The following is a 23,388-nucleotide window of genomic DNA, read 5'->3' as shown; positions in this document are numbered from 1 at the left end:
GATTGCTCCAGATAGTCGGCTGAACTGCCTGAGACGGAAAAGCGGTGGGCTTTTCGCACCGCCGTCCGACCGGCATGACATGAGCGACGACCTCGAGATCCTGTTGACCAACGACGACGGGATCGACAGTACCGGTATCAGGGCGCTGTACGACGCCCTTTCCGCGCACGCTAACGTAACTGTCGTCGCCCCGGCCGACGACCGAAGCGCCTGCGGCCGGTCGCTTTCCCACGAAGTCGAGGTCGACGACCACGAGCTGGGCTATGCGGTCCACGGAACCCCAGCCGACTGCGTCGTCGCCGGCCTCGCCGAACTCGGTCCGTTTCCGGATCTCGTCGTCGCGGGCTGTAACAAGGGGGCGAACCTCGGAGAGTACGTCCTCGGGCGCTCGGGAACGATCAGCGCGGCCGTCGAGGCGGCCTTCTTCGATGTCCCTGCGATCGCGACATCGCTATACGTGCCCATCGACGACACGCCGTTCGCGGAGATCGAGATGACGGCCGACGATTACACCGAAGCGACCCGCGTGACGACGTACCTCGCCGAGCGCGCGCTCGAGGCCGGCGTCTTCGAACACGCCGCCTATCTCAACGTCAACGTTCCGTTGCCCGAGGGCGAGGCCGCACCGATCGAGATCACGCGTCCCTCGAAACGCTACGAGATGGACGCCGAACGCGACGGCACGCACGTGACCCTCCACGATCGGGTCTGGGACGATATGGCTCCCGACGCGCTTCCCGACCCCGAGGGCACTGACCGCCGCGCGGTCGTCGAGGGCCGTATCAGCGTCTCACCCCTGACTGCGCCCCACTCGACGAACCACCACGAAGCGCTCGATGAGCTCGCCGACGGTTACAGCAGTCACTGAGTTGGCGTTCGCTCTTCGCGGAGATCGTGGACTCTAGCACAGCGCCGGTCACGACGCCAATCGCGTGAGGTGGCGACGCTGTTGCTCAATGACCAGCCGTCGATCATTGGACACTGGTCGCAGTAGCCCCCCTCGGATTGGCGGTGCGACCTGCGTGTCGCAAGAGGTAACGGGGTTCGCCTGGAACGGGCAGTAACGGGGCTCGACTCGTCGAAATCGGTGACTAGCGCAGTATCGAGCGTGTGGTAGATTGCCGCAGCCAATCACGGTCGCAGTGTCCGTGACCCTGCGGATCGCTAAAATGATAACTGACTTGCGGGTCGCAAGGCGTCCGCTATTCGACGACCGCACCGTCACGATAGCCATACCGTAACCGGCGGAATCCAACCATGTCAAACCCAAAACATAAAATCAAGGTAGGTGGGCGTTCAAGTCGTGATAGTCCCAACGGAGCGTGATCAATAGATGGTATTCAATACACTTTGGACTCGCATCTCGTCTCTCTGGACCGATTCGGCCGACGAGTCCCCATCGGGTGAGTCCCCATCGACAGCGAGCGAGGAATCGAGCAAGAAATCCGACGACGAAACGTTAAGCTATGCCGAAGAGATCGAATACGGGGTTGACGAACATGACCTCCCCGACGAAGACAAAGTTCTCCGACTACTCGTCAAACGCGGCGGCCGCGTCGACCAATCGACCATTCAAGACGAAACCGGGTGGTCGACGGATCGACTCGAGGACGTCATCGAGAGCATGGAAGACGACGATCAAGTCAGCGCCATTACCGTCGGTCGGAAGCGCGTGATCTGTCGACGCGGGTTCGAACCGAAAGGGTATCGCGGCCACCTCAACGAATAACTGCCCCGTTAGCCACGACCAACGATAGTTAACTCCTTGAACAGCCCTTCTGCTCGAGAGCGGTGGGTTCGATCAACGGATTCCATTCGTGGACGCTGCGTCCGGCGCGACGGATTCGACCACCCGGCCATCTCCCAGCATACTTTTATAGGCGGCGTCGACGTATGCGGAGTCGATTCCGATGGATCTCACAATCGAGGACGCGCAGGTCGTCGTCGACTACGAGGGGACTGACTACGCCTTCGAGGTCGTCGGCGACACCGAACTCGAGTACGAGGAGACGAGTGCTCCGGAGACGACGGTCCCCGACGACGTACTCGAGGAACTCGAGGCACAGGGGTATATCGTCTACCGCGACTGAGCTGACCGTCGTGTCGTACCAGCGAGCGACCCGTCTGCGTTCGTGACAATCCGATTCGAGTGGAAACGTTCATTCCGATGCTTTCCTCACTCAGTAGTGGGGATGGCACACAAAGACGACGTAATACGGGTGCTTGCAACATGTACAGCGTGTGGATCCGTCTATGCGGCGCGGCAGTGGCCCGACGGTGAGATTCAGATCATCGGCCAAGACGGCTGTTCGTGCGGTTCAACCGACTTCAAATCCGCCGACGATTCGACTGACAATTTGGAGGATGACGCTGACGGCAGCTAAGGCACGCAATGCCGTCAGGTATGTGAGCACGGGGAGAGCCGTCATTCCGTCGGCGATCGTGTGCACCGAATCTCCGACGGTGTCCAAGACGGTATCGTGGGGCTACAACTCACAGTAGCGACCCGCGGCATTCAGCGTATGGGGGTAGGGAGTTGTCAGATTGAAATGGATTTATGATCCGTATAGTGATCCGGCAAACAGCGAACGTAACACATAATGAAATCTCGCATACCCGTACGCGACGGACAGCGTGGCCAGCAGTCCTCGAGAGCGGAGACGACTGGCCGGCCGTCCCTAGCTCGGTGGCAACTAACAGTATCCGCAGTTAGCGAGACGACGTATGCGTAACCCACTGATCACTGGATTGCAATTCCTCAATTACCGATAATGCCTCCCAATACCCAACAACAAGGAGCGGAGACCCGATCGATTCAACGCAGCGTCCAGGTGTTGCTTACCGTCAGTGGGATCGTCTTCCTCCTGGCCGGACTGGTACTCGCTGCGAGCGGGGCCTCCGTCAGCAGCGCCATCGGATCGGTCACCGACCGGTTTGATGACTCGAGCCAACCGGCTGACGATATCGATTCGTCGAACGGCGACGCCGCGGACGATGGCAGTGGGAACGAAACCGATGATACCAGCGGCGATAGCGGCGATACTGGTGATGGTGGCGACAGCGACGGCGGTGACGGCGATACCGGTGATGGTGGTGATGGCGACAGCAACGGCGGTGACAGCGATGGCGACAACGGAAACAGCGATGACGACAGCGACGGAGGTGACAGTGATGATGGCAATACCGACGGCGACGACAGCGACGGTAGTGACAACGGAGATAGCAGCGATGGCGACGACGGAACGCACACGTTGACTGTGTCCGTGGTAGACCAAGACGGTGACGCGGTCGACGGGGCCGACGTGAGCCTCGACGACTTCTTCAGCGACGAGAAAACGACCGGCGGAGATGGCGAGGTCGAGTGGGAGCTCGAGGACGGCACCTACGGCGTTACCGCGAACGCGGACGGATACCAGTCCGCTGAAGACAACGTCGAGATCGACGGCGACGACGAATCGGTCGAGCTGACGCTCGAGGAAGAGGACGATCGTTCGAACGATGACGACAGCTCGGACGATGACGACTCGAGCGACGACAGTAACACGGTCACGTTCATCGTGGAAGACCAGGACGGCGACCCACTCGAGGATGCGACCGTTGCGCTCGAGCAGCAATCGCTGTTTGGGGGGAAAGAGGAGAAAACCGTCGACCAGAACGGTGAGGTCGACTTCGAGCGCGAGAACGGCACGTACTCGTACATCGTGGCCGTAGACGGGAACGAGTCGGACGAACAGACCGTCGAAGTCGATGGCGACATGGAACAGCCTGTGACGATCGAGACGACTGACGGCTAGAGACGGTTCGTCCGCGCGCGTTTTGCCGCTCGTTTTCACTATTTTTAGAGTTGACCGTACCGTTGGGTTCGCCGATCGACCGCCGGCTCGCTGACGACGTGACTTCAGCTATTCTCGTACTGGCAGAAACGACCCTCGGTATCCCATTTGTTGATTGGGGCTCAAACGCGATGCGGAGTCTCGAGGCGTCGCAAAGCTCGTTCGGCACTCGTTTTACCGACTCCGTGTCGCCAACACCGGTTTCAGTGGTCCGTGATCCATCATCCGATCAACTATCGATACCAACCGTGTTTGCTGGATATCGATGGCAGGACGCAGTGCAGAGGCGGTGCCAACGAGCGTCCCTCTCCTCTCGAGGAATCCAATGAATCGGGATTGACGGCCTCCTTGCGACCGCTCGAGAGGCTGTACTCGGCGCGTATCACGCCGGCCTCAGTATAGTTACGGAGATCGCCGACGCACTCGAGCGAGAACGGTGCGAGCAAGGACAGGATCGTTCCACCGTCGTCGCCTCGATACTCGGATCGCGAACGCGTCGAGTCGCTCGTCTCGTTTCGGACGATCGTGGTTGACGACGTTCGGATGTCGGCTCTCCGAGTGTCCGTGACCGCTCAGCGTTTCGGGTGTGCGTGGCTGCTTGGCGTTTCGGGTATGCATACTGCCTGGTGTTCTAAGTGTCCGTGACCACTCGATGTTCCGAGTGTGTGCGACCGCTGCTGTCACCTCTCGGTCGCTCGTCCGGACGAGCAACCCGTCACCTGTGGTCCCGTCGCTCCTCGAGTGATGTAACTCACTGTCCACTGGATACACACGACCGTTTCCGTCCGGTATTGGCTCGAGAACCGCCGCAGGCGGTGTCAAACGGACGCGTCGAAAAGGCGTTACTCGAGAAACGCGGCGATCATTCGACCGTGACGCTCTTCGCGAGGTTGCGCGGTTTGTCGATCGGGCGGTCGAGTTGCTTCGCGGCGTAGTAGGAGAGCAACTGGAGTTGAACGTTGGCGAGCAGGCCCGCCCAGACGGGGTGGGTGTCGGGCACTGACAGGTGTGCGTCGGCGACGTCGACGAGGGACTGATCGTCCGGTCCGACGGCGACGATCGGCGCGCCACGGGACTGTGCCTCGATCGCGTTCGTCTTCGTCTTACTGTCACTGTCACTACCGGTCGAGACGGCGAACACCGGCGTTTCCTCGGTGACGAGGGCGAGCGGGCCGTGTTTGAGTTGGCCGGCAGCGAACCCTTCCGCGTGTTCGTAGGTGATCTCCTTGAACTTCAACGCACCCTCGAGGGCCACCGAGTGACTGAGCCCGTGACCGATAAAGAAGTACGAGTCGCTATCGAACATGTCCTGAGCCAGCGCCTCCGCCCGGCTCGTTTCCAGGACGGCCTCGACGTGTTCCGGGAGGTCCTCGAGCGCCTCGAGCATCGCCGCTCGATCATCGGCGGGCGTCCCGTCCGGAACGTCCGCCGCGATGCGCTGGGTGAGCAGCGCGAGCGTGACCGCCTGCGAGGAGTACGTCTTCGTCGCTGCGACGCCGACTTCCGGGCCGGCGCGGATGTAAACTGCATCGTCGGCTTCGCGCGCGGCCGTCGAGCCGACGACGTTGGTGACAGCGAGCGAACGAGCACCGCGCTCGGTTGCTTGCCGGACCGCATCGAGGGTGTCGGCGGTCTCGCCGCTCTGGGTGACCGCGATGACGAGCGTGTTCTCGTCGACCGGTCCGGACGTGGACCCGTACTCACTCGCGCGGATTACCTCGGTTCGGAGGCCGGCTTCCCGGATCAACTGTGCACCGTACATCGCCGCGTGATAGGACGTCCCGCACGCGACGAACTGGACGGACTCGATCCCGTCGAACGAGCCAGGCGGGAGACTATCGAAGGCGACGTCGCCGTCTTCGATCCGACCCTCGATCGTATTGGCGAGAGAGGTCGGCTGGTTGTTGATCTCCTTCAGCATGTAGTGGTCGTACTCGCCCTTGCCGGCGTCCTCCGGGTCCCAGTCGACGGTGTCGGTCGATCGCTCGATCGGGGTGCCGTCGAGATCGGAGATCTGGTAGGAGTCCGGGTCGAGAACGACGATATCGCCGTCTTCGAGGTAGATGACCTCGTCGGTGTGATCGAGGAACGCCGGCACGTCGCTCGCGAGGTACCACTCCTCGTCGTCGAGGCCGAGGACGAGTGGCGAGCCCTTCCGTGCAGCGTAGACCGCTTCCTCGCCGTCGACGATCGCAGCGATCGCGTAGCTTCCCTCAAGCGTGTCGACGGCCCGTCGGACCGCCTGTTCGGTGTCTCCGGTTTCCTCCCGGTACTCGTCGATGAGGTGCGGGATGACTTCCGAGTCAGTGTCGCTTTCGAACTCGTGTCCCTTCGCTCGCAGGTCGTCCTTGAGCTCGTCGTAGTTGTCGATGACGCCGTTGTGGACGACCGCGACGTCACCCGCCGTATCCGTATGCGGATGCGCGTTCTCGTCGGTCGGCGGCCCGTGGGTACTCCAGCGGGTGTGGCCGATTCCCATGTTTCCGTGGGGTCGTCCGTCGAGACTCGATTTGAGGCGGGACACCTCACCCGAGCACTTGTGGACCTTGACACCGGAACCGTTCTGGACAGCGATCCCCGCCGAGTCGTAGCCTCTGTACTCGAGGTTCTCGAGCCCCGTGATGAGCGTGTCCGCCGCGTTCCCGTGACCGATTCGTGCGATAATACCGCACATCAGCCGATCACCTCCGTTCGAGCGGTGGCCGGCGACCACGCTACACTATCGAAATGGTGGTCAGCGAGGCGATCGGCGGTTGTGACGGACGTAGCACGTCGGTTCGAGACCGCTGCCTTCCGTGGAGGACTGTTCCGTGTCATTGATATTATTGATCCCATCCGCTCATCGCTGGCGGATCGGGTGCTACTTCCAACACGGACAACAGCGGCCATTACTATACCACGAATAAGACTGTACTGCGAATTTCACGCGAGCTATCTACCGCATAATACGCATTCGGTTTTTCAACCCCGGGTTCGCGCCCCCTTTCTCCAATAGGACGGGGCGTTCGTCCGGTTCCGTCCGCACCGGGTGAGTAGAGTCGCCACTGAAACGAGTGACACATCGATCGCACGGTCCGAGGTTCTCGCTCACGTCGAACGCTCACGGCTCGCTTCGCTCACCGTTCGTGCCCCCGCGGTTCTCGCTCACTGTGTTCGCTCCGAACCGCGCATCGCTCTGAACCGCGCTCCCGTCGCGCGATCGGGTGTCCAGTGCCGTACAGTAGCTACTATAACCGATTCAATCCGAGACGACCGGTCCCACGGCCGCAGTTCGAAACTGCAGCGTTGCGGGCCCATCAGCGTACAGGGGTGCTAACCAGGCGTTCTACCAATCGCAAATAAAGTCTCGCAAACGCGGGTTCTCCGTTTCATCCGGTTTTACGGGTCCAACGAAATCGGCTGAATTGGCAGTTGTCCCAGTTCGAGAGGGCGGTGTGTCGAGCTCCTTCGAACGGAGCAACTCCGAATGGCGGTGTATCTGTGTGTCCGCGAAGTCAGGAACGTCCACGGCGTCAGTCGAGGGCGGACTGTGGACTCCCGATTTCGTTCGAACGCGTCTCGTCGTCGGGCAGTGCCTCCGAAAAGACGATAACGTTCTCCCGGCCGACCGATTGCTTTTCGATCGTCCCGTCCGCGTGCATTTGCGAGCAGATCCTGCTCACTTTCGACTTTGACCAGCCTGTTTCGTCCGTGATCTGATGCTGGCGAATGCGACCGTTATTTTCGACGAGCAGTCGGACGACCTTGCCCTCGTCGCTCAGGAGTCTCGGTGGCGTCTCGGGCGACAGATACGATTCGGACGCCCACTGATCATCGGTGGGTGCATGGATTGATTCGTCCGTCTCCCCTGCCGTGTGCGTGCTGAACGAGAGCGACGGGAGCGACGAAATCTCGAGATTGCGGTTCGATAGCACGTCGGCCATACGAATCCCAACGAGCGCGCTGATCAGCAAGAAGAGAACCGCGATCAGGGCCGTTTCCCAGAACGACGACACGCGAAGCAGTTGTAGTACGGACAACGGTCCACTGGACCGACCGTCGACCCAGGGGAGAATCGCTCTCGAGGGAATCGCGTGGACGCCCTGGTAGGAAGCCGAAGCCGGACTCGTACTGATTGAGACGGTGCTAGTAATCGATGCGAGCTGGGCTCCGACTCCGATCTGGGGATTGATCACCATGAGTGCGCGGTTCTGTGACAGCCGGTGCGTGACCGAGTTACGATGGACGTGAACTCACCGACCGTACTGATACTCCGACTCAGGGGACCTTCATTATGAGTCCGTATAGGAGCGTTTAACAACGTTTTAAGCTGTCACCCGGACGCCCGGCCGTCGACCGGCCAACGCTGTCGATAGCGCCCGCCGGTTCCCGGTTTCGCTGCGTGGGACGCTCGCAACCGTTTATCCGAGCTATAGTAAACCCCCGACAGTGGCTTTCTAATTTCACGGCACGCCCCGACCGGTTGCGGGCGTCCCAATTCAGACAGGCGCCGTCGCACACGGTCGTGTGACGGTCCAGCGACAACGCATCACCCATGACCACGATAATTAGCGACACTGAGAAGCGGGCGGACGAGCGAGCGAGCGGACAGTACGCGCTCGAAACGAGCAGTGAGGGAACCGCCCTCGAACACACGACGGAGCAATCGTCCCGCGAAGCGACGATCTGCGTCGTCGGGCTGGGCTACGTCGGGCTCCCGCTCGCGGTCGGCTTCGCACAGTCGGAGTACCGCGTGATCGGCTACGACGTCGACGACGTAACGGTTGACCGACTGCAGGAGGGGATCGACACGACCGGTGACCTCCGGGATGAGCAGATTCAGGATGGGAACATCTCCTATACGACGGACGCGACTACGATAACCGAGGCCGACTACGTCATCATCGCCGTTCCGACGCCGATCGACGACGACGAGCGGCCTGATCTCGGCTACATCGAGAGCGCCGCCACGACCGTCGGTTCGGAAATGGATCCCGGAACGACAGTCATCCTCGAGTCGACCGTCTACCCGGGCGCGACGCGCGATGTCCTCACACCGGCCCTCGAGGAGGCGTCCGGACTGACCGCGGGCGAGGACTTCTTCGTCGGCTACTCTCCGGAACGCGCCACGCCGGCCGACAGTGAACACGGGCTCGAGGACGTCGTCAAAGTCGTCAGTGGCCAGAACGAGAAGGTTCTCGAGGACGTCGCGACGCTGTACGACTCGATCGTCGACGCAGGCGTCCACCCCGCTCCGTCGATCGAGGTCGCCGAGGCGTGCAAGGTCATCGAGAACATCCAGCGCGACGTCAATATCGCGCTCGCCAACGAGCTGTCGATGGCCTTCGAATCGATGGACATAGACACTCAGGAGGTGCTCGAGGCGGCGGGGACGAAGTGGAACTTCCACGACTACCGGCCGGGGCTCGTCGGCGGACACTGCATTCCGGTCGACCCGTACTTCTTCGCCCATCGCGCGAAGCGAGAAGGAGTGGATCCGGAACTGATGCTGACGAGTCGGAAGGTCAACGAGTCGATGCCGAACCATGTCGCCGAGTTGACGATCAAGGCGCTCAACGAGTGTCACAAGACGCTGCAAGAGAGCCGTGTACTGGTGCTCGGACTGGCATACAAGTCGGACGTCGGTGACATCCGCAGTTCGAAGGTCGCCAACGTCGTCGACCACCTCCGCGAGTTCGACATCGATGTCGCGGGATACGATCCGTACGCCGACAACGACGAAATCCGAAAATCGTTCGACCTCGATATCCAGGAATCGCTCTCGTTCGACGGGTTCGACGCCGTCCTCCTCACGACCTCGCACTCGGCGTTCGAGGATATCGAACTCGACGATGTCGCGGCAGACCTCGACGACGACGCCGCCCTGATCGACGTCGCGGGCGCGTTCGAACAGAACGATGCAGCCGACGCCGAACTCGTCTACCGCAGTTTATAATGTACCGCAGACACACGATCGGCGTGATCGTCCCGGCCTATAACGAGGCGGATCACGTCGGTGACGTCCTCGCAACGATCCCCGACTTCGTCGATCGCATCTACGCCGTCGACGATGACTCGACGGACAACACCTGGCGGATCATTCAGACGTACGCGGCCGCCTCGAGGGAGGACGACCAGTCCCTCGAAAACGGAGCACTCGAAGACGGTGCGCCCGAGGACGGGAACGAGCGCCTCCACGCGTCCCTCCCGGACGGCGGTGCCGTCGTGGAGCCGGAAATCATCCCCATTCGTCACGAGGAGAATCAAGGTGCCGGCGGGGCGCTACGGACCGGTTACGTTCGCGCGCGCGATGACAACATCGACATCGCGGTTACGATGGACGCGGACGGACAGATGGATCCCGGTCAACTCCCGAAGCTACTGGACCCGATCGTGGAGGGCGACGCCGAGTATACGAAGGGGAACCGACTCGCTGATCAAGCCTCGCGCCGAGAGATGCCACCGTTCCGACTGTTCGGCAACTGGGTCCTGACCCAGCTCACGAAGATCGCGAGCGGCTACTGGCGCCTGCAGGACCCCCAGAACGGGTACACTGCGATCTCTCACGAAGCGCTATCTGCGATCGATATCGAGTCGCTCCCGGACGATCACGAGTATCCCAACGATCTGCTCGTCCGACTGAACATCGCGGAGATGCGCGTCGCGGACGTGTCAATGCCGGCCGTCTACGCCGACGAGGAGAGTACGATCGAGTACAAGACCTTCATCCCGGTCACCTCGATCACGCTACTGCGTGGCTTCTGTCAGCGGATGAAGACTCAGTTCGCCGCCGATAGACTGCACCCCACCATCCTCTGTTACGCGGCAGGAATCGCCGTGCTGGCGGCCGCAGCCGCGATTGCGACCCTCGGTGGCGTGAACGCAGTCGACGGCGAGGCGTCGGTGCGCGAACCGACTGCAGCCGCGTTCTCACTCCTCACCAGCGTCGGACTGTTCCTAGTCGCGATGCGAACCGACGCGAAGGACAACGCCGAACTGGGGGTGCGTCGCTGATGCGTGTGATCGTGACGATCCAGCATCCGGGTCACGTCCACTTCTTCAAGCACGCGATCCGGGAACTCCAGTCGAAGGGCCACGAACTCCACGTCTTCGCCCGCGAAAACGAGGTGACGGTCGAACTGCTCGAGCGCGCCGAGATCGATCACGAGGTGCTGGCCGGCGAGTCGAACTCGCTGCTCTCGCTGGCGGCAGTGCAGGCCACCTACGAGACGCGGCTCCTGCGACGGGCGCGACGGATAGAGCCGGACGTGATCACGGCGATTGGCGGCGTCGCCGCGGCTCACGTCGCGTCGGTGGTTGGTGCGAAGAGCGTCGTCTTCTACGACACGGAACACGCGACGATCATCACGAAACTCGCGTATCCGTTCGCCGACGTCGTCTGTACACCCGAGTGCTACCAGGGTGATATCGGTTCGAAGCAGCTCACGTACCCCGGGTACCACGAACTCGCGTACCTTCATCCCGACCGATTCGAGCCCGATCCCGCGGTCCTCGAGGACGCCGGGCTGGAACCGGAGGAGACGCTCGTGGTGATGCGCTTGAGCAGCTGGGACTCCTCACACGACGTCGGACAGGGCGGGTTCGACAATCCCGTCGACGTCGTCGAACGCCTCGAGGATACCGGCGCGACCGTCTTGCTCACGTCTGAGGTCGACCTCCCGGCCGAACTCGAGTCCCGCCGGTACACGATGGCACCGGATCGAATGCACGACTTGCTCGCCTACGCGGACTGCTTCGTCGGCGAGGGTGCGACGATGGCCGCCGAAGCGGCGGTCCTCGGGACACCGGCAGTGTACGTGAACTCGCTCGCGCTCGGCTACGTGACCGAACTCGACGACGAGTACGGACTCGTGTTCAGCTACAACGGCGAGAATCGACACGCTCGCTCGCTCGAGCGAGCGATCTCGATCGTCGAGGAAGACGACCGATCGACGTGGCAGCGCCGACGCGACCGGCTCCTCGCCGACCGGATCGATGTGACCGACGTCATCGTCCGCGAGGTCAAGACGGCCGGCTCCGGAACCGATCCGGACGAGTCACTGTCCGTCCCGAATCCAGGCTAACTATGCACGTCCTTCATCTCATTACCTCCACGCGATCGTTCTTCGAACAGCAGATATCGGTCCTCGAAGACCGCGGTATCGAGTGTACTGTCATCGGCGTTCCCGGGGAGTACAGTGCCGACTCTCCGCGGACGCCGCTGGATTACCTTCGCTTTTACCCGCGAGTCCTCTCGCACGTGCTGTCGGACGAGTACGATCTCGTTCACGGCCACTACGGTCTCGTCGCGCCGTTCCTCTTCGCCCAGCCGACCCGTCCCGTCGTGTTGAGCCTCTGGGGGACGGATCTGATGAGCGACATGGGATGGCTCCGTCGGATCAGCGAGTACGGCGCTCGGTTCGCCGACGCGACGATTATTCCGAGTCCGGCGATGTCCCGCGAACTCGACGCCGAACACGTCGAGATCCCGTTCGGCATCGATACAGAGCTGTTCAGACCGATCCCGCGCGAGGAGGCTCGCGACCGGATCGGCTGGGACACCGAGGCGCGGATCGCGCTGTTTCCGTACGATCGAAGTCGGGACGTCAAGGACTTCCCGCGAGCCGAACGCGTCGCCGACCACGCCGACGTCGACCTCGAGGTACGGACGATCGACGACGTCCCCTACGAAAAAATGCCCTACTACATGAACGCGAGCGACGCCCTCCTCGTGACCTCTCAACGGGAGAGCGGACCGCTGGTCGTCAAGGAGGCCGCCGCCTGTAACGTGCCGATCGTCTCGACCGATGTCGGCTTCGTCCGCGAGACGATCGGCGACGTCGATAACTGCGTCGTGGGTTCGACCGACGACGAGCTCGCCACTGGACTCGAGCGCGTCCTCGACGGCTCTCGCCGGTCGAACGGGCGCGAGGCGATCGACGGACTCGGACTCGAGGCGATGGGCGACCAGCTCCTCGACGTGTATCGTCGCGTCCTCGAGCGACCGACCGGGACGGCCCACCGAGCGGGGGTCAGTCATGAAGTTTAGCTCGCTGTCGGAGCTGCGGCCGCTGCGACTCGACACGCTCGCGGCGATCGGCGGATTCGTGCTCGCGGCGCTGTTGTTCCCGCTCCGATTCCTTACGTCGCAGCTGTACATCAATACCGTCCCGCTGGTACTCGGAACCGCGTGTGCGCTGTATCTGCTCTCCCTGTACCAGCAGCGGGACAACACGCAGACGTTCCCGACCCTCCCGTCCGCGGTGACGATGGCACTCCCGAGCGTCGTGCTGGTCGGACTCGCCGCGCTCGTGACGCTCACGGTCGTCCAGGGGGCACGGACGCCGATCTTCTTCGGACTGGCGGGTGTCGTCGGAACGCTCGTTATCGGCCAGATCCTCTTCGCGAACGACCGCGACCTCCATCCCGGACTGCTGTTGTTTCAGATCATTTGCTTCGCGTTCGTCTTCCGGTTTACTGCACTGTACGCAACCCCGGGGTACGTCGGGATCGACATCTGGACGCATCAGGGGTTCGTCGACGCGATTCTCAGCGAACAATCATTGAGCGGGATCTCTCACGACAAACACTACGGATCGCCGTTCTACCACCTGCTGGTGGCAGCCTCCTCACTGCTGTACGACGTTCCGATTCGCGCTGCGTTGTATCTCTCCGTCGGGCTCGTGATGCCCCTGGCAGCCCTGCTCGTCTACTCGACGACGAACCTGCTCGTCCCGGTACGGTGGGCGGTGCTGGCGACAGCACTCTACGCGTTCTCGAGTCACGTCGCGAGGTGGGGAATGCATATCATCCCGACGAGTCTGGGCTTGGTCTTCTTCCTCGGGATGCTGTACGCACTGATCCGGGTGATGCGGATCGAGTACACGATTCGGGACTTCTCCTTGCTTCTCCTGATGAGCGTCGCCGTCATCCTCACACATCAGGTGTCGACGTTCATCATGCTCGTCTTGCTGCTCGCGGCGTTTCTCGCACAGATCGTGTTCGTGATCGGCCCGCTTGGGCTGACGCGGCTCGATGCGAGCGTCTTCCGGACGAAGAAACCGGTCAACCTCATCGGTCTCGTCGTCTTCAACACGGGGCTGACGATCTTCGTCTGGTCGCTCACGCCGTACCGACGGGAGTCGTTCCTGGCCACGGTCCTGAGCTACTTCGCACAGACGCTCGAGGAGAGCGCCGGCTTCCTCAATATCGCGAGCGCGTCCTCATCCGACGGTGGCGAGGCGGGAGCCGAGGCCGCACCGTCGCTGATCGACCAGGTCGTTCCCTACGTGGACGCCCTCGGCTTCCTGTTCCTGCTCGGTGTGACGTTCGTCGGGTGCCTGTACGTCGTCCACAGGAGACGCGCCGAACAGTCGGTGTTCACCCTCCTGCTGGCGGCGGCGTTCATGCTCGTGTTCGTCCTCGGATTGCCGATGTTCGGCATCCGGAACTTCATCCCGACGCGCTGGTTCGCGTTCCTCTACGCACCGATGGCAATCCTCGGTGCGATCGGGCTGCAGACGCTTCGGGGGAGCCTGACGCCGGCACTCGCCGTCACCGTGTTGATCCTGTTCTCGCTCGTCTTTCCCGGCGCGATGGTCCTCGCTCCCGGGAGCAACGCTGACAACCCGGTTTTCTCGGATCACCACGAGCGCCTCGCGTACGACCAGACGGAACTCGCCGCGGCCCAGTCGATCGGTGAACTGACCGGCTCACCGGGCGGTGACGAAATCCGGCCGGATCAGGAACTCCACACTGACCACCCGTATCAGACGCTGATCGATCGGACTGGTGCCTATCCATCGACGACGACCGCGACGGTTCCTGAAGGCGGTGCAACGAATCACAGCTACACGGTCTATCGAACGGAGCAATCGACCGACGCGGTGTTCTTCCCGGACGCCGACGGGAACGCGGAGATAATGAACCCCTCTCGAGAGCAAATCTGCCGTCCGGATCAGGGCACGGTCTACACGAACGGGGACGTGACGTTCTGTACGCCCTCCCCGGCCGGGAACTGATCACCGCTCTCGTCGGCGATTCCATTCGTTTGCGTTCGAATTACTGCAAGCAGAGCTGACGACGAATCGACTCACCCGCTTCTTTCTGTCGCATCTTGCTGGTCTCAGAACGGTCAGTACTACTTGTTCGATCAGCCCGCGTATTTACACTCGATTGTCTCGAGGCCGAGAAGCGCCGCGCTGTCGCGGCCACTGTGCCGACCACTACTGCTCTCGAGCGAACGCTCAGCGGGACAACTACGACCCGCGGACACGGCTGACATTGCAGGTGCTTGCCCGTCGTTCGCCTGGTCAACTCACAGACAACACGGCCGCGAGAACAGCTTCAGTAGCGAACACAGCGTCTCGAGCACGAACGCCAGATGTATCGTGGCTCGCTCGAGACCGTTCTGACGCGTTCGATTGCCGCTCACTGCCGTCTTTTGGCGTGCAATCCTCGCCAGATGTCAGCAGCGACCGGTGCACCGTCGAACAGCCAGAGTGCCAGGACGGCGAGACCCAACAGCGACTGGAAGACGATCTGCGGCGTCAGTCCGCCGGCGACGAGCACGCGTACGTACTGAATGAAGTAGAGCGCGAAATGATCGATGAAACCGCCCTGCGTGGCCGGTGGCGGCGATTCGATTGGCCAGAGAACGATCCGCAGGTCGATTGGACGTCCCCTGAGTACCCTGTCGAGCAGATCGGCAACCGGGTGCGAGAGATGTGCGAACGCGAAGGCACCCGCGAGGATTCGGTCTCCTCGATGGGCGGCCACCGCGTACGCTGCAAGGATGATGAACGGCGCGGCAAAAATCGAGTGCCCGACCGCGTACCCGGTCTCCATGACTCCGAACGTCCAGGCGAGCGGTTTGTCGATCAGATCCGGGAACTGTGAGCCGACGGCGACGGCGATCGTTTCCCCGGCCGAGGGTGACGTCCGGGAGAGCACGTTTCTGGTCAGCGAGTACAGGACGTACGCGAACGCGACGTGCTCCCACGGCCACATCTACGAGACCTCGATCGGCAGGTGAAGTTTGCGATAGGCGTTCTCAGACGTCGGCTCCGCCGGTGGCTCGCCGTCGTAGAGCAACAGGGTCAGCCGAAGATCGTCCCCTCGCATCGTCGGCGTGATCTCGAGGGTCTGCTGGTGAGCGTTGCCATCAGCGACTGTTGCGTTCTTCCTGTCCATCTCGACCGACTCGTTGACGGTCACGGTCTCACCGTCGGAACTCGTCCGCTGGAGCAGTACCACGGTCGTGTAGCGTCGCTCTTCGTGTTCCTGGTTCGTGATCGTCGCCTGCAACTCCTGGGTCTCTCCCGCAGTGTACGTCGAGTCATACACCGTTTCGATGTCACCAGTGACGTTCTCCGTCTCCACCGAAATCTCAGTATATCCATCGTGTTCTGGCGGGTTCGCGAGGGCGAACCCGGCGCTCGCGAGCAAGAGACCGACCCCGATCACGATGGCGATGTTGTACGGGCGAACGTTGACCCGATCATACGCGCTCTGTCGCTCTCGAGTAAATAACGGAGACACCGACAGGATCGAGGGAGTGAACCGTCGGTCGGCCGGGCAGCGGTAGCGGGAACCGATCGCAAGAAGCGCCAGGACGACGGTGACCGCTGCGAGTCCGAGGAGCACCGGTTCCAGCGTCAAGCCCCTAGGGGTCAGGCTCGCGAAAAGGGTGATCGCGGGAACGAGTGCAACGCTAAAGACGATTGACAGGATCGTTCGTTCGACCGCCTCGAGTCCACCACTGACCAACAGCGGATTGCCGAGCCCGGTTTTCTCCTCATCGAAGGATCGATAGTCGTCGTTCGGTTCGTCCGGAAAGAGGGCAGAGACGAGCGCATACCCGGGAAGAAAGAGAACGAGCGGAACCATTAGCGCAATTCGTCCTACGCCAGATACCCCTGAAAGAATCCCAAGCGTGAGGGCCCCCGTAACTGCGATGACGACTGCCAGATCGAAATACCACCAGTTGGTGTCGCTCATTGTCTCCTCATGAGGGGACAGTGGCGGTTTATTATCGCCAAGATAAGCTCGAAACAGCAGGCCGGTCTACCGGTTGTTTGGGGCTGAGCTGTAACGATCCCGACAACGAATCAACTCGATTCCTGTGCGCCTACTTTTGAGCGCTATAGGAGCGTAAACGATCTGAAATCCGGGATAAGTATTCGAAATCCGCGTAGAGTAATTTCTCGAAATAAATACCCTATACCATATCTAGATCGCCAGCTTCAGGCTTTCTCCCTTGCTATATGCTGGAATAAAAATAACTAAAAAGAAAATCTTCAGTTATGAAATTACGTGAAACGAGTAATTCTCGGATACACGATTTCTATCCTTTATTACCCTCTCCTGAATAGGGGTGATTGTCGAAATGAAAGCGAAACATATCAGCTCCAAAGAGAAAGTTGAGCAGGGTGTGACCGATGACGCTCAGGACACGGCTGACGAAGCTGATTGTTCCTCGGAGGAGCCGGCGTTCTCGAAAGACGATGTCTTTCATCTTCTCCAAAACGAACGGCGTCGGATGGTTCTCCGGTACCTCCGTGGCACTGACGGGCCCGTCCGCATGCGTGACGTTGCAGAGCAGGTCGCAGCGTGGGAACACGAGACGACCGTCGAAGAGCTCACGTCCACGCAGCGCCAGCGCGTCTACATCCCGCTCTATCAGTCGCATCTCTCGAAACTCGACGAAGCTGGCCTGATCGACTACCAGCAAAACCGCGGTGTCGTCGAGCGAAAGGCTCTCGCCGACCAGGTTGACAAATACCTCGAGTTGGACTCGGACGACGAGTCAACCGACGAAACGGCTGGTGAGAGTCCAGACTGGGACGACTACTATATCGGCGCGACGGTCCTCTCCTATGCGATCCTCCTCGGTGCAGTGATCGAGTTGCCGTTTACCTCCTTCCTCTCGGGGATCGGCCTGAGCGCGCTCATCCTGTCGCTCTTTACGGTGCTCACGATCAGTCGACTTATCGACTGACGACGGCTCGAGGAGTCACCAAACGTCACTGTCTCCCAATCGTCCGACGGCTGAGCGATCGGTGTGCGAACTGTTCTAGTTGGGACGAGAGACTGTTCCCGCAACAGCGAACGAGGCTCGATGGGTCTCGTCCTTACGAAATCAGGAAAAGTACCGAGACGAACAGGAGAAGCACGAGCAGCAACCCGATCGAAACTGCCGCAAGTCGAGTGCGTGAGAGGAACCGCGCTTCGTCCGGGGGTGTCGCCGTTCGTTCGATTAGTCCTTGTGTTTCGTCGAACTCGATGGCTCCCTTCGTATCGAGCGCCGGCAAGCGATTTCGATGTAACCGCTCGTGGATAGTCGCCCATGTCTCGATCGGCGGGTGGGCGGGCTCAATCAGCGTATCGGTGACTTCGTCGACGGTCACCGGGGTATTCATCTCGTCGAGAACAGCCACGAGAGCCGCATCGGATTCCGGAATGAACCCCCTGTCTCGGGTAGTTATCGCACCGTCCGCCGAGAAATCACTCCCTGGTGCATAGACCATCGTCACTCCGGAAAGCGTCTCGGGATCCCCGGACTGCTCTTCGGCGGAATCCTCCGACGAAGAGCGCAACCAAGACGGCGTCAGACGCATATTCCGCGCTAAAACCCCGCGGTATATAAGGTTTCTCACGGTTTAGCGCTCGTGAACGGAATAGAGTGCTATTAGGGCGGTTTCCGCAGGTAATTGGCAGCGTCGAATTTACGTTTCTCGAACGTTCGTCAGGACGGGTCGAACGCGTTACGCGACGACCGGATCCGGTGGCTGAAGCCATGGGACCAGTTCGTCCTGTAACTCCGACCTGCACTCGAGCCATCCGCGGAGGTCGGCGAGCCTGAGTTTGTGTCTGGCCGGCAAGCCGTGGACGTGCTCGAGGTCGCCCAACAGCCGTCGGTCGAAATCGTGTCGTTCGAAGAGCGTCTTCCGGTCCGGCCACGGTGGTTCAAACGACGAGAGAAACGGTGTCTTCCGGCGAAGGAACCCTTCGACCTCGTTGAGTAGCGTCGCATCGTACGGTCGATCGGGGGGTCTGTGTCGCAGGATGTCGTCGTCGATCCGCTCGCACGCGCGGAGGAACGTTTCCGTCGTTCGGTGTTCCGGTGGCGTCTGAAGGTGCCAATCGATCAGTTCGCGATCCGTTGCCAGGAACGATGTCACGAAGTGGTCGGAAAGGTGATTGTGGAACGGGATCGACGGCTGATTCGCGATGCCACAACAGGACAGCGCGTTCTGGACTTGATCCGCGCGCGACCGTCTCGAGTCGAACTCGTCGGTGATTGCTTCGCTGACGAACGCGTCCGGATCAACGTTGAAGGACGTTCGGTCGGCGAGGTCGAGACTTGCGTCGCGGCTGTAGCCGAACTTCTTGAGGAACACCTCGACAGGGTCCGGATCGGGATCGAGCCGACCGGTCGGGATGCGTTTGTCGAGGACGTCGACGGTCTGTGAGGCGGTGAAATGGCCGCGGAAGAACGTGTCACAGAGAAGGCCGTGATACATCGTATCGACCCCGATTTCGTCCGTGTAGCCGGCGTGGTGGATGTGCAACGATTCCTTGATTCCCTGTGAGTACGTGATTTTCGACTCGTCGGGCCAGAGATACCGCTCGCCCGGTGGGAAGGCGGTGTGACTCGCGCCATACTGGGCAGCGAGCGACCTCGCACTTCGGACCTCCTGTGCGTCTAGTGAGCCGACCGTGTAACTGCAGTCGATGTCGTCGACCTGGGAGAGGACGATCCGCGAGTCGTAGCCCGCCGAGAGGAGAATGCCCTTTTGTCCGGGCAGCGACGATCGTCGTTTGATCGCCCGCTCGAGGCGATCGGCGAGCTCGGCGACCACGTCGAATTCCGAAGACGGCTGTGGGTCGTAGACGAACCGGTCGAACGAGTCGACCGACGCGGGCTCGAGTCGGCTGTCGATCGGCAGTCGGTAGAGTCCCGTGACGGCCGTCTTCTCCCCGAGCGTCACCCCCAGATGCAGGAACTCGAGGATTCCGTTCCGATGGAGCGTTGGATCCGTGATCGTACGTGTGACTTCAGCGGCATCGGTTCCGAAGACGCGAGCGCCAGACTCATCGGTATAAAAACACTCGCGGGATCGAACCGGATCTGTCGCAACGAACGCGTCATCGCTTGCTTCGGTGTCGATTACGGCCAGATACGACCCGTTGAGCCGCTGCAGTGCGTCGGCTCCCTCCGACTCGTAGTGCTCGAGGAGCCAGCGCGCGGTGTTTGATTCGTCACCAGGAACGTACGCCTCCCCCCAGATGAGGCAGTAGCCGTCGTCACGAGTATACGTCGCGCTCCAGCCAGGTGTTCCGAGATCGGAATCCCGGATTCCGACTGTGACGGTCGATCCGGTGAGCACTTCGTCGAAGTCCTCACTGGATCTAAACCGCTCGAACGCATCAATACCGCCAAACACACCGAAGAGTTCCCTGTTCATCGTCAAAGACCACCGCGTAGATTGTGTCCGATTGGAGCATGGAATAGCCTGGTCCACCGACTCCCTCACGGACGCCTCCGTGATCACCGCTTTGTGGGTGTTCTCAATAACTATGCGACTGTTAAGTGCTGAAACGGCTCTCGAGCGCCGATCTGAGCGGACCCCGATCTCGACTATTAGATCTATAATAATAGGATCGCTGTCGGTAAATTCGGATCGCTAATGTCACGGAAACGCGCAACACGACGACGGTTCCTCGCACTGTCAGGTGCAGCCGGCCTCACCGGCATGGCGGGCTGTGCAGAGCAGATTAAGTCGGCGACCGGGCAGGGGAACGGGGATTCATCGAACGAAACGACGGACGGGTCGGATGGCTCAGTACCAGGGTTGGCGGACGGCGTTCCGTCGCTCGAGACCGAATTCAATAGCCGAGAGCAGTTTCGCCAGCCGGGCGACTCGTTCGACGACTTCAACGATCTCGAGCCCTGGACCGTCGAGCAGGGGTCGGGCGAAGCGGACACGGACGTCGTCTTCGACGGCGAGCAGAGTTTGAAGCTCCAGTCGAACAACGGCGAGAACATCTTCGCCCAGCGAAGCCTCAGCGGCGAAGACATGACGGACACGGACCTGTCCTTCGCCATCCGGACGACGACGCCACAGAGCATCACGATCAACCTGCGTATCGTCGACCGGTTCGGGAGCTCGAAAACATACTCGCTTCGCGAAATTACGTACCGTTCGCCCGACATCGGCTGGTTCCGGTCGAGCCCCGGCGTTTACCAGCAGAGCGGGCAGGAACCCACGCTCGACCACCTCGATCGGCTCGAAATTCAGGTCCTTCACTCCATGTCGGAGGCCGAGGTCTGGATCGACGACCTGCGCACGCACGAGACGCCCGATCAGGGGTACGTCATGCTGAGCTGGGACGACGGGATGCTCGACTACTACGAGAAGGCAGCGCCGCTCCACGATGAGTACGGATTCCAGTCGGTACAGGCACCGATTCCGCGGTGGGTCGAACAGGGTGGAGAGGGGACCATGTCACGCTCTGAACTCACGGAGCGCCAGGAGGCAGGCGATCAGATCGTCGTCCACGGGACGCACGAGGGGATAGCTCCCCTCGAGGACGAATCGGAAATCGAAGCCAGAATCAAGGGGGACAAGCAGTGGTACATCAACAACGGGTTCGAAGGGGCGAACTACATCGTCTACCCGCACAACAGCTACGACAAGACGAGCCTCGAGCAGACCGCCAAATACCACTACTGCGGCGGCTTCAATCAGGCCGGCGACGTCAATACGACGAACGTCTACGGCTTCGATCCGCTCGCGTTACCGCGGACGATCGGGAACGATCTCGAGATCTCGAAACGGTGTGTCGATCTCGCCGCACAACACAACCAGTGTACGATCCTGAACTTCCACGCCTTCGATGCCAACAACACGATGCCCGAAGGCGACTACGAGACGTTACTCGAGCACATCGATAGCTCCGATGTCGAGGTTATCACCTTCGACGACCTCTGGAAGATGCGGGCGAGTAACGAGTAACAGCTGATCGACGACGGTCGACGTCATCCACTCATTGCGCACGGACTACTTCTTGAAACGAACGGTGTCCCGTTGGATACGTGCCTCTGTTCACGCGCCGAACGGTGGGACACCGCTCGTGGCTGCCGTTGTGGGTATAGCAGCTGTCCGTCGACAGTGGATCAGCAGTTCGTCTCGAGCGTGATCTGGGTAGTGTCGGTCGAGCCGTCATCGCCGACGATGCGCAGCGTGACCGGATGTTCACCGGGTGAACCGATCGTCACTTCGATCGTCTCGCCGGTCTTGTCGAACGAGGCGCCTTTGTCGATGCACCACTCGTAGTCGACGAGTTCGCCGTCTGGATCGGACGACCCTGACGCGTCGAGCGTGATCGTCTGGCCCGGCTTGAGCGCCGTTTCGTTGACCCACGCTGGACGAACGTCGATCTGCGCGGTCGGCGACTCATTGCCTGCGGACTCACCATCGTCCGAGGCCTCGTCGCCGTCCTCGTTCGAAGCCGCTTCGGCCTCATCGTCAGCGTCGTCATCGACAGGCTCTTCGGGCTCAGATTCGGACTCCGCCGGCTCCTCGGACTCGGGTTCGGACTCCGCCGGCTCCTCGGACTCGGATTCGGACTCCGCCGGCTCCTCGGACTCGGATTCGGACTCCGCCGGCTCGTCGTCGACCGGCTCGTCAGGCGTACTGCCGCTGCCGGAGTCGTCGAGTAGCAGTTCGTCCTCGAGGAGTCGCTCGACGATGGCCGTGTGCCACTGCACACGGGTCTGGAGTTCGACGCCGGTCGAAAGGGTCTCGACGAGGAATCCGTCGGCGTCGAGGTCGCGTGCGGCCTTGTGAGCAAGCAAGCCGCTCGGGTCGGTGCCGGGGAGGGAGAACGGGCCGGTCTGGAACGCGAGATTGGAGTCCTCTATGTAGTCTCGATTGATGTAGTCAACCGCGTCCGCGGCGGCGTTGGTCGCCTCGGTGCCGCTGGAGCGGAAGATCGCTTGCCCGACCCCGTCCATGGGATCGTCCGCGTAGATCCCCGTCGACTCGTGGAGATCGATCATGATGTCGGGGTCGTACTCGCTGACAACGTTCCAGATGTCGCGTGCGAGTTCCGTTCCCGGCGTCTCCCCCTGGGAGAACTGCCGATTGAGGTTGTTCCCCTCCTCGTCGTTCCTCGTCCCGCCTTCGATCGCGACGGCGTTCGCCTCGGGAATTACCACGAGCGTGCCGGCGTCGATCGTCCAGTCGGCGATCTGTCCGGCGGCCGTGTAGCCCGCTGTCTCGTTTCCGTGCATTCCGCCGACGACGAGCGCTGTCGGGCCCTCAGTGTCCGCAGTCACCACGTATGCCGTCGTCTCCTCGGCCGTCCCCTCGCGAATGACGACGGTGTCTCGACTAACGTTACCTCCCTCGTTTTGGATCGCCCCGCCGACGACACTGGCGGCGCTGGCACTTGCGAGTGTAAAACCGGCTGCAGCTCCCAGTACGGATCTTCGTGAAAGTGTATCGCGTCTCATCCGTCCGGCCTATTGGCAGCGGTCGGCTTTACTACAGGTACGGTAACCGATGGG

General features: G+C 61.3%; 19 protein-coding genes. 12 read left to right on the top strand and 7 right to left on the bottom strand.

What is annotated here, in order from left to right; all coding sequences use genetic code 11:
* Positions 1-79: 79 nt before the first annotated feature.
* The 5 genes from surE to HYG81_RS36215 all read left to right on the top strand — a co-directional run bounded on the left by surE (position 80) and on the right by HYG81_RS36215 (position 3,794).
* Positions 80-868 carry a 5'/3'-nucleotidase SurE gene (gene surE, locus HYG81_RS36235; protein WP_180841005.1) on the top strand — a complete coding sequence of 263 codons (789 nt, stop codon included), beginning with the start codon at positions 80-82 and terminating at the stop codon, positions 866-868.
* A gap of 465 nt (positions 869-1,333) precedes the next feature.
* Positions 1,334-1,729 carry a helix-turn-helix transcriptional regulator gene (locus HYG81_RS36230; RefSeq protein WP_180841004.1) on the top strand — a complete coding sequence of 132 codons (396 nt, stop codon included), beginning with the start codon at positions 1,334-1,336 and terminating at the stop codon, positions 1,727-1,729.
* 181 nt (positions 1,730-1,910) lie between these two features.
* Entirely contained in the window at positions 1,911-2,090 is a 180-nt protein-coding gene (locus HYG81_RS36225; RefSeq protein WP_180841003.1) for a hypothetical protein, read from the top strand.
* 102 nt (positions 2,091-2,192) lie between these two features.
* The gene (locus HYG81_RS36220; protein WP_226375979.1) at positions 2,193-2,384 is read left to right on the top strand and encodes a hypothetical protein; all 192 of its coding nucleotides are present in this window, start codon (positions 2,193-2,195) and stop codon (positions 2,382-2,384) included.
* A 387-nt stretch (positions 2,385-2,771) separates the two neighbouring features.
* Complete coding sequence (locus HYG81_RS36215; RefSeq protein ID WP_180841002.1) at positions 2,772-3,794, top strand: carboxypeptidase regulatory-like domain-containing protein; 1,023 nt, start codon at positions 2,772-2,774, stop codon at positions 3,792-3,794.
* Positions 3,795-4,695: 901 nt separating this feature from the next.
* Here the strand turns inward: HYG81_RS36215 and glmS are convergent.
* Together glmS and HYG81_RS36205 are read right to left on the bottom strand one after the other, a co-directional pair.
* Complete coding sequence (gene glmS / locus HYG81_RS36210) at positions 4,696-6,507, bottom strand: glutamine--fructose-6-phosphate transaminase (isomerizing) (protein ID WP_180841001.1); 1,812 nt, start codon at positions 6,505-6,507, stop codon at positions 4,696-4,698.
* 838 nt (positions 6,508-7,345) lie between these two features.
* On the bottom strand, positions 7,346-7,852 hold the full coding sequence (locus tag HYG81_RS36205) for a helix-turn-helix transcriptional regulator (RefSeq protein WP_226375978.1): 507 nt from the start codon (positions 7,850-7,852) through the stop codon (positions 7,346-7,348).
* A gap of 515 nt (positions 7,853-8,367) precedes the next feature.
* Between HYG81_RS36205 and HYG81_RS36200 the strand changes: the two genes are divergently transcribed.
* The 5 genes from HYG81_RS36200 to HYG81_RS36180 are packed head-to-tail and all read left to right on the top strand — an operon-like array spanning position 8,368 to position 14,833.
* Complete coding sequence (locus HYG81_RS36200) at positions 8,368-9,768, top strand: nucleotide sugar dehydrogenase (RefSeq protein ID WP_180840999.1); 1,401 nt, start codon at positions 8,368-8,370, stop codon at positions 9,766-9,768.
* A complete protein-coding gene (locus HYG81_RS36195) occupies positions 9,768-10,826 on the top strand; it encodes a glycosyltransferase family 2 protein (protein ID WP_180840998.1) in 1,059 nt (352 codons plus the stop codon). Before HYG81_RS36200 ends, HYG81_RS36195 begins: the two co-directional genes overlap by 1 nt.
* Complete coding sequence (locus tag HYG81_RS36190; RefSeq protein ID WP_180840997.1) at positions 10,826-11,896, top strand: DUF354 domain-containing protein; 1,071 nt, start codon at positions 10,826-10,828, stop codon at positions 11,894-11,896. Before HYG81_RS36195 ends, HYG81_RS36190 begins: the two co-directional genes overlap by 1 nt.
* A gap of 2 nt (positions 11,897-11,898) precedes the next feature.
* Entirely contained in the window at positions 11,899-12,861 is a 963-nt protein-coding gene (locus HYG81_RS36185) for a glycosyltransferase (RefSeq protein ID WP_180840996.1), read from the top strand.
* Positions 12,851-14,833 carry a hypothetical protein gene (locus HYG81_RS36180; protein ID WP_180840995.1) on the top strand — a complete coding sequence of 661 codons (1,983 nt, stop codon included), beginning with the start codon at positions 12,851-12,853 and terminating at the stop codon, positions 14,831-14,833. Before HYG81_RS36185 ends, HYG81_RS36180 begins: the two co-directional genes overlap by 11 nt.
* Positions 14,834-15,242: 409 nt before the next feature.
* On the opposite strand, the gene HYG81_RS36175 is transcribed toward HYG81_RS36180, so the two are convergent.
* Positions 15,243-15,821, bottom strand: coding sequence for a metal-dependent hydrolase (locus HYG81_RS36175; RefSeq protein ID WP_180840994.1), 579 nt, complete (start codon positions 15,819-15,821; stop codon positions 15,243-15,245).
* Entirely contained in the window at positions 15,822-16,811 is a 990-nt protein-coding gene (locus tag HYG81_RS36170) for a DUF1616 domain-containing protein (protein ID WP_180840993.1), read from the bottom strand.
* A gap of 388 nt (positions 16,812-17,199) precedes the next feature.
* Here HYG81_RS36170 and HYG81_RS36165 point away from each other — a divergent pair, with 388 nt between their 5' ends.
* Positions 17,200-17,811 (top strand): DUF7344 domain-containing protein, encoded by a 612-nt coding sequence (locus tag HYG81_RS36165; protein WP_180840992.1) that lies wholly within the window; start codon positions 17,200-17,202, stop codon positions 17,809-17,811.
* A 133-nt stretch (positions 17,812-17,944) separates the two neighbouring features.
* Here HYG81_RS36165 and HYG81_RS36160 read toward each other — a convergent pair whose 3' ends face one another.
* Both HYG81_RS36160 and HYG81_RS36155 read right to left on the bottom strand, forming a co-directional pair.
* Positions 17,945-18,430, bottom strand: a complete 486-nt coding sequence (locus HYG81_RS36160; protein WP_226777504.1) for a hypothetical protein — start codon at positions 18,428-18,430, stop codon at positions 17,945-17,947.
* Positions 18,431-18,577: 147 nt separating this feature from the next.
* Positions 18,578-20,281 (bottom strand): asparagine synthetase B family protein, encoded by a 1,704-nt coding sequence (locus HYG81_RS36155; protein WP_180840990.1) that lies wholly within the window; start codon positions 20,279-20,281, stop codon positions 18,578-18,580.
* A gap of 222 nt (positions 20,282-20,503) precedes the next feature.
* Here HYG81_RS36155 and HYG81_RS36150 point away from each other — a divergent pair, with 222 nt between their 5' ends.
* Entirely contained in the window at positions 20,504-21,832 is a 1,329-nt protein-coding gene (locus HYG81_RS36150) for a polysaccharide deacetylase family protein (protein ID WP_180840989.1), read from the top strand.
* Between the two features lie 161 nt (positions 21,833-21,993).
* Here the strand turns inward: HYG81_RS36150 and HYG81_RS36145 are convergent, their stop codons facing one another.
* A complete protein-coding gene (locus tag HYG81_RS36145; protein WP_180840988.1) occupies positions 21,994-23,334 on the bottom strand; it encodes a PKD domain-containing protein in 1,341 nt (446 codons plus the stop codon).
* Between the last annotated feature and the right edge of the window lie 54 nt (positions 23,335-23,388).

The organism is Natrinema zhouii (assembly GCF_013456555.2).
In the GTDB taxonomy this organism is placed as follows: Archaea; Halobacteriota; Halobacteria; order Halobacteriales; family Natrialbaceae; genus Natrinema; species Natrinema zhouii.
Note: the sequence above shows the minus strand (reverse complement) of the source record. Positions and strands in the feature narration are given on the sequence as shown.